At 43.1% G+C, this 5169-nt stretch carries 6 protein-coding genes; 2 read left to right on the top strand and 4 right to left on the bottom strand.

Annotated features, from left to right (window positions below):
* Positions 1-294 precede the first annotated feature (294 nt).
* Both dapD and dapE read left to right on the top strand, forming a co-directional pair.
* Positions 295-1140 (top strand): 2,3,4,5-tetrahydropyridine-2,6-dicarboxylate N-succinyltransferase, encoded by an 846-nt coding sequence (gene dapD, locus E1160_RS00830; RefSeq protein ID WP_155153100.1) that lies wholly within the window; start codon positions 295-297, stop codon positions 1138-1140.
* A 36-nt stretch (positions 1141-1176) separates the two neighbouring features.
* On the top strand, positions 1177-2328 hold the full coding sequence (dapE, locus tag E1160_RS00825; RefSeq protein WP_155153099.1) for a succinyl-diaminopimelate desuccinylase: 1152 nt from the start codon (positions 1177-1179) through the stop codon (positions 2326-2328).
* 14 nt (positions 2329-2342) lie between these two features.
* Here dapE and truA read toward each other — a convergent pair whose 3' ends face one another.
* The 4 genes from truA to E1160_RS00805 all read right to left on the bottom strand — a co-directional run bounded on the left by truA (position 2343) and on the right by E1160_RS00805 (position 5041).
* On the bottom strand, positions 2343-3086 hold the full coding sequence (gene truA, locus E1160_RS00820; RefSeq protein WP_155153098.1) for a tRNA pseudouridine(38-40) synthase TruA: 744 nt from the start codon (positions 3084-3086) through the stop codon (positions 2343-2345).
* Positions 3087-3109: 23 nt separating this feature from the next.
* Positions 3110-3592: a copper chaperone PCu(A)C gene (locus tag E1160_RS00815; RefSeq protein WP_155153097.1), complete on the bottom strand. Its 483-nt coding sequence runs from the start codon at positions 3590-3592 to the stop codon at positions 3110-3112.
* A gap of 51 nt (positions 3593-3643) precedes the next feature.
* Positions 3644-4030 (bottom strand): hypothetical protein, encoded by a 387-nt coding sequence (locus E1160_RS00810; RefSeq protein ID WP_155153096.1) that lies wholly within the window; start codon positions 4028-4030, stop codon positions 3644-3646.
* 93 nt (positions 4031-4123) lie between these two features.
* Positions 4124-5041, bottom strand: a complete 918-nt coding sequence (locus tag E1160_RS00805; RefSeq protein ID WP_155153095.1) for a homoserine O-succinyltransferase — start codon at positions 5039-5041, stop codon at positions 4124-4126.
* Positions 5042-5169: the final 128 nt, after the last annotated feature.

The raw sequence follows: 5169 nt of genomic DNA, 5'->3' as shown, positions 1-5169 counted from the left end.
TTTTATTCCTATAAATAGAACGTTTATTTTTACAATATCGGCGAATCTGAGGATTTCCGCGGATCCGATGGGGAAAAATAAATAGAAAATGACGCTTTCCTTGCTTGACCTAAATCTGCATCTAGGTAATTTTGTTCCCGCTTTAGAACAGTCAAAACAGTTTCAAAAAAGCTGCGTAACGTAATGGCTTGAAACCATAAGCTTCAAGATTCTGGAATTTAGCGACTTTTTTGAAACTCTTTATTTATAACCCCAAAGGTAATCTCCTTTGACCACTAATCAGGAACAGGCATTATGAGTTACTCTGATCTGCAAGCTGTCATTGAAAAAGCGTTTGATGACCGTGACAATGTAAATCTTTCCACAACTGGTGAAATCCGCGACGCAGTTAATGATGCGTTGAACCTAATGGATTCTGGTAAAGCACGTGTTGCAGAAAAAACAGCCGAAGGTTGGCAAGTGAACCAATGGCTAAAAAAAGCAGTTCTGCTTTCTTTCCGTCTTAATGACATGGAACTCATTCCTGGTGGTCCAGGCAGCCAATCTTCTTGGTGGGATAAAGTACCTAGCAAATTTGAAGGCTGGGGTGCAGAAGAATTCAAAGCAGGCGGTTTCCGTGCCGTCCCAAACTGCGTCGTTCGTAAATCTGCCTATATTGCGCCAAGCGCTGTATTGATGCCATCTTTCGTCAATCTTGGTGCCTATGTTGATACAGGCACCATGGTAGACACATGGGTTACTGTTGGATCATGTGCACAAATCGGAAAAAACGTTCACCTTTCCGGTGGTGTTGGAATCGGTGGCGTACTTGAACCATTGCAAGCTGGCCCAGTCATCATTGAAGATAACTGCTTTATCGGCGCGCGTTCCGAAGTGGTAGAAGGTGTCGTTGTGGAAGAAGGGTCTGTGATTTCCATGGGCGTATTCATTGGTGCCTCCACTAAGATCGTTGATCGTGAAACGGGCGAAATCTTTATGGGTCGTGTTCCTGCCTATTCTGTTGTTGTATCTGGCAGCTTACCAGGCAAGCCATTACCGGATGGCACACCAGGTCCAAGCCTATATTGTGCAGTGATCGTAAAGCGTGTTGATGAGAAAACACGCTCAAAAACTTCTATCAACGATCTTCTTCGCGACTAAAAAGTTCGATTTACCTAGGAAAAGGCAGACTTTATCATGGCACTTGATCCCATCACGTTGGCACAGGATTTAATCCGTTGCCCAAGCGTTACCCCTGTTGAAGGTGGGGCGCTTGATCTCCTCCAATCCACATTGGAAGAAATGGGTTTCAAATGTACACGTCTGCCTTTTTCTGAAGAAGGCGAAGATGATGTAGATAATCTTTATGCCCGATTAGGGACTGCAGAACCAAATCTCTGTTTTGCAGGGCATACCGATGTTGTACCTGTCGGACAGGAAGACTTATGGTCTTCCCATCCGTTCCATGCAGAAATCCATGAAGGCATGCTATATGGTCGAGGTGCCTCTGACATGAAAGGCGCGATTGCCAGCTGGGTTGCAGCAATTTCTTCTTTTCTAGAAGAGCTTGGCACACCTAATGGTTCTATCAGCTTGTTGATTACTGGTGATGAGGAAGGTCCTTCCGTCAATGGTACTGTCAAAATGTTGCCTGCTTTGGCTGCTATGGGGGAGAAACTTGACGCATGTATCACGGGTGAGCCAACCAACCCAAAAGTTTTGGGTGAAATGATTAAAATCGGCCGACGTGGCAGTGTAAATAGCTATTTAACAATACACGGTGTCCAAGGTCATGTAGGTTACCCTCATCTTGCAGACAATGCTGCCCACAGATTGGTATCAATCCTAAAGGGTTTGACGGATTGGGAGATCGATCAAGGGTCAGATCACTTCCAACCGTCCACATTAGCTGTCTCCACCATTGATATCGGCAACCCGACCACCAATATTATTCCAGGCATTGCAGAAGCCACTTACAACATCCGCTTCAACGATCTTCACTCTAGTGAAACTTTGATCGAAAAAATGCATGAATTGATCAAAGAATTTGGCGGTGAAGATGTGAATTACGAATTAGAATGCAAAGTTTCTGGTGAATCCTTCTTAACACCACCGGGCCAACTTTCCGACCTAGTGTCTGACGCTTGCCAGGAAGTACTTGGTATTCGTCCAGAATTGAGCACAACAGGCGGCACCAGCGATTCTCGATTTATTAAGGATTATTGTCCTGTTCTCGATTTTGGTTTGGTTGGTCAAACAATGCATCAGGTTGATGAATGTGTCGCTGTTGATGATATCGTCAAACTACGCGATATTTACGCACATATTATGAAGAACTACTTCAAGTAATAAATTCCAAATTATTAATCGGGATAAACAACAGTGGTAAGATATAGACCATCTGATGGGGCTGTTGGTCCACCTGCTTGCCTATCTTTTGCTTCAAGTGCTTTTGAAACATCATCTGCGGTCCATCGACCAGATCCGACCAATTGCAACGTACCCGCAAAATTGCGCACTTGATGATGTAGGAAAGATTTGGCTTCTACAATCATATGTATTTCATCGCCGTGACGGCTGACATCGAGCTTATCTAACGTTTTTATCGGGGATTCTGCCTGGCATTCACTCGCGCGAAAACTTGAAAAATCATGTTGTCCGATCAAGCGTTGCGCCGCATCATGCATGGCTTCATGATCTAGACGGGTTCGACAATGCCACACACGCCCCTTATCCAATGCCGGACGGGCACGTCGATCCAGTATGCGATAGAGATAAGCACGACCAACAGCACTGAAACGTGCGTGCCATTCCATATCCACTTCTTCAACTTCAAGGACAGAGATTGAATTGTTACGCAATTGCGCATTTATCGCCTCGCGTATTTTCAGATCAGTCATCTCTTTGATCATATCAAAATGCGCAACTTGCCCTGTGGCATGGACGCCAGCATCGGTTCTACCAGCGCCTTGCACATAAATCTCTTCCTGACTGAAAGCATTGATTGCTTCTTCAAGAGATTGCTGAATAGAAGGGCCATTATTTTGACGTTGCCATCCCACATAAGGACCACCATCATATTCGATTGTGATTTTCCAACGTTTCATAAACGGCCTTTCTTTCAACTAAGTTAATTATGAGAATGATCATGACCATGCTTCATGGCCCCAGCTTTATGAATAGGAAGTTCCAAAGTAATAGGACCTGCCTTTTCAAAGATCAACTCAACCGTGACTTTTTCACCTTCAGTCATCTTTTCATTTAACTTCATGAACATAATATGGAAGCTACCCGGCTTTAGCTCCACCATACCACCGGCAGGAATTGGAAGGTTATCTTGCCTTACCATACGCATAATGCCTTCTGCAGACATGCTACTTTCATGAATTTCAACTTTTTTAGCGATATCTGATTTTGCTGCCAGCAACACATCAGCTTCACCCATATTATGCATTTTCAAGAAACCCGCGCCAACTTTTTGATTTGCAGCCGCACGGGCCCAAGGATCTTTGATCATAATATCCCCATGTTTGATTTCATCAGCAGATGCGAAAGTAGAAATAGCAAAGACAGAAAATAGCGCCACAATTGCGCCCAAGATTTTATTTTTCATAAGGAGATACCTATAGCTTAAGTTAGTCTAACAATTTTGTATAAAGGAATGTTAAACAGCTACAGGAGGTCCACGAATTGGGCCTGTTAAATACTTGATACCAGATAGATGAAGATCATCCGAGAAGAATTGCTGGGACAATTCATTCTCTGCACGTTTCAAGTTACCATCCAGTTTTACAGCAAGAAACGGCGTATCACCCAAGCCACTATAGACACAATATTCATGCCCTTGTGTCACACGGGTCTGACTTGCATCTTCCGTAGTAGCAGGTGCGACAAATTGCACTCCACCGATACCACATACCTGCATCAAGCCCGGACTTGTATTACTATTCCCACCAGCCAAACTTACCGACAATGGCATAAAGATACCGAGGCTAAAGGCAAAGAATGCCAGCCCGATCGCATATGACCAAAATTGTGGATGACGTTTCATGGAATATTAATGCAGTCTCAGTTGTTAAATCGCCGACACAATAAAACAGCTTTTACTATCGTGACAAGACTACTATTTGAAAAACTATCTCAGTTATTTACCTATATCATTCAAGTCAAACGGCGTGCGTTGATAAACATCATTAATCCAGTTGGAAATAAACAAATGTGCATGGCTACGCCATAAGTTTGGTGGCATCTTGGTTGGATCATCATCCGGATAATAATTAAGTGGAATTGTGATATCTAACCCCTGACGTGCGTCACGATCATATTCATCTTTCAATGTGGTGGAATCATATTCCAGATGATTAAACATGTATACTTGGCGCTTGTCATGGTCCCGTAAAACACAAAGACCTGCATCCTCAGATTCTGCTAGAACCTCAAGGTTCGCTTCGGCTGGCAAATCAGCTGTCCGATTTTCTGTGTGGCGAGATACAGGCACCATAAATTCATCATCGAAACCACGTAGCAATACGGAATGTTTCTTCACGACTTTATGCGGGTATATACCAAACCGCTTCTCAGTTAATTCATGTTTTGGTACATTATGGAAATGATAAAGCGCCGCTTGCGCGCCCCAGCAAATGTTTAAAGTATTAAACACATTCGTCTGCGTCCATTCCAAGATGGATTCCATTTCTGACCAATAGATCACATCTTTAAAATCAAGTGTTTCTACTGGCGCGCCTGTGATAATCAAGCCATCAAACTTCTGATCCTTCACTTCTTCCCACGATTGGTAAAAAGCAAGCATATGTTCCTTACTGACATTTGTTGGTGTGTAACTACCTGTCGTTAACAAGGTTAATTCCACCTGCAAAGGTGTCGCTCCGATCAATCGGGAAAAATGAAGTTCGGTTTTTTCCTTTAAAGGCATCAAATTCAAAAGTGCAATTCTTAACGGGCGAATGTCCTGACGTGAAGCTTCACTTTCACGCATGACAACAAGACCCTCGCCTTCCAAATATTGGCGGGCAGGCAAACTATCAGGGATCTTGATTGGCATAATACATTACTTTCGATCTGAGCATTATTGCTATTAATATAAAGATATCTCTATATATCAGTTCGATTTATCAGAATGCAATACTTTTTACAGAACAAAGTGATATTCGGCGATCCTCTTAAGGCAAT

The sequence above is a fragment of the Curvivirga aplysinae genome, assembly GCF_009711445.1.
Classification (GTDB): Bacteria; Pseudomonadota; Alphaproteobacteria; order UBA8366; family Aestuariispiraceae; genus Curvivirga; species Curvivirga aplysinae.
The sequence above is the reverse complement of the archived record's forward strand: the minus strand, read 5'-3'. Positions and strand labels throughout refer to the sequence as shown.